This window comes from Polaromonas sp. P1_E3 (assembly GCF_056405935.1).
Genome location: NZ_JBFUBD010000605.1, coordinates 1 through 1,275 on the forward strand (window position 1 = coordinate 1; position 1,275 = coordinate 1,275).

The following is a 1,275-nucleotide window of genomic DNA, read 5'->3' on the forward strand; positions in this document are numbered from 1 at the left end:
GATCTGGACACGCCGGATTCCGAAGCGAGATGCCATTGGTATTCATGGCCTATTGTTCTTCGAACTTGACGTGAAAATGAAGTACTACCCGACGAGGCGTGATGAAGAGGCGATCAATCCAAATGGCTCACCGCTCCGTTAGTATTCGCTCTAACAATTCGGCCCACGCGGACAAGCAGCATCAGGTTGCCGCTTCGCGGCTCATGCTGCGTGCCGGTGGCCTCCAACGTTAGGCCTCACAGGAACCTCAGCCATGGAACGAAAAGCCGCCGAAGAGATATTTGCTGCGTGCAAACTGGCCCTGTCCAGCCTTACGGAGCTAGAGACTGCGATCGCTCAAGTTTCTGACAGTGACGAACGAAAAGGGCTCATGAAAGCCCTTTCAAGGTCAATCACAGAAGTGCTAGCTGGCGTGAGAGCCCCAGTAGTAATTCAGTACCGAGACATCGAGCCGTTCGATCCCGAAGACGCAGCACCGTATGACCCAACAGAGGAAGAAGTAGAACTTATGCGCGCGGCACCGAAAGATGTCGAACTAGCCGTCGATGCGATGATCATCCGTACATGCACTTCACGTTGGCAAAAGGTCGCGAAGATCGTTGGTGTTCTAGTCCCCGAACTCGAACAAGCAAGTACAGATATGCCTATCGCCTACATCCAAGCGCGCATGGATGAACTCGAAGATTCGGGGAAGGTCGACATTGCGGAGACGTGTGGGCCATGCGTTATTCCGAGATTCGCCTCGCGCAGAGCGAAGCGAGTGCGGTGTGAGGCCTAACCCTTCCATCGAGAGGACTCGCCTCGGTAAGCTGGGTCGAGCCTCTCATGTCAAACGTTAAAACTCATGCTTAGTAGTGGCGCCATTGCCCTTATCGGCACCTATCAGCGGTACGTTTCACCGCATAAGGGTTTTTGCTGCGCATACCGAGTACACACTGGCAGATCATCCTGCTCGGAATTCGCACGCCGGGCAATTCAGAGGCTCGGCCTTTTTGAGGGGCTTTTGCTTTTGCGCCTGCGTTTTGCGGCATGCACTGTTTCGGCCGCAGTGTTGAGTGAAAATCAAAAAGATGAGGAGGTTAAGAATGAAGCGTGCCCATTGTTTTCCAAGGAAGGTGCCGCCTGTATGGGAAGTGGCTGCATCGGGGCATGCCCCTGGCCCTGAAGTGGTGGCACGAGTTTTAACTGGTTGCTCCATCGGATCGCCTGCGGCTCCCGCTGAGCGTCGACGTTAGACGGCATGAACGTCCGCTCCTCAAATCGGTTGCTTTGTCC

Annotated in this window: 3 protein-coding genes; 2 read left to right on the forward strand and 1 reads right to left on the reverse strand. The window is 54.5% G+C overall.

Annotation, left to right across the window (positions count from 1 at the left end):
• The first annotated feature begins 253 nt into the window (after positions 1–253).
• The gene (locus AC1D0Z_RS22105) at positions 254–778 is read left to right on the forward strand and encodes a DUF3658 domain-containing protein (RefSeq protein WP_477660290.1); all 525 of its coding nucleotides are present in this window, start codon (positions 254–256) and stop codon (positions 776–778) included.
• Between the two features lie 66 nt (positions 779–844).
• Positions 845–1,165: a membrane protein insertion efficiency factor YidD gene (gene yidD / locus AC1D0Z_RS22110; RefSeq protein WP_477660291.1), complete on the forward strand. Its 321-nt coding sequence runs from the start codon at positions 845–847 to the stop codon at positions 1,163–1,165.
• Here the strand turns inward: yidD and AC1D0Z_RS22115 are convergent.
• Positions 1,063–1,275, reverse strand: a 213-nt coding sequence (locus AC1D0Z_RS22115) for a hypothetical protein (protein WP_477660292.1), incomplete at its 5' end; no start/stop codon positions are given. The genes yidD and AC1D0Z_RS22115 overlap by 103 nt on opposite strands.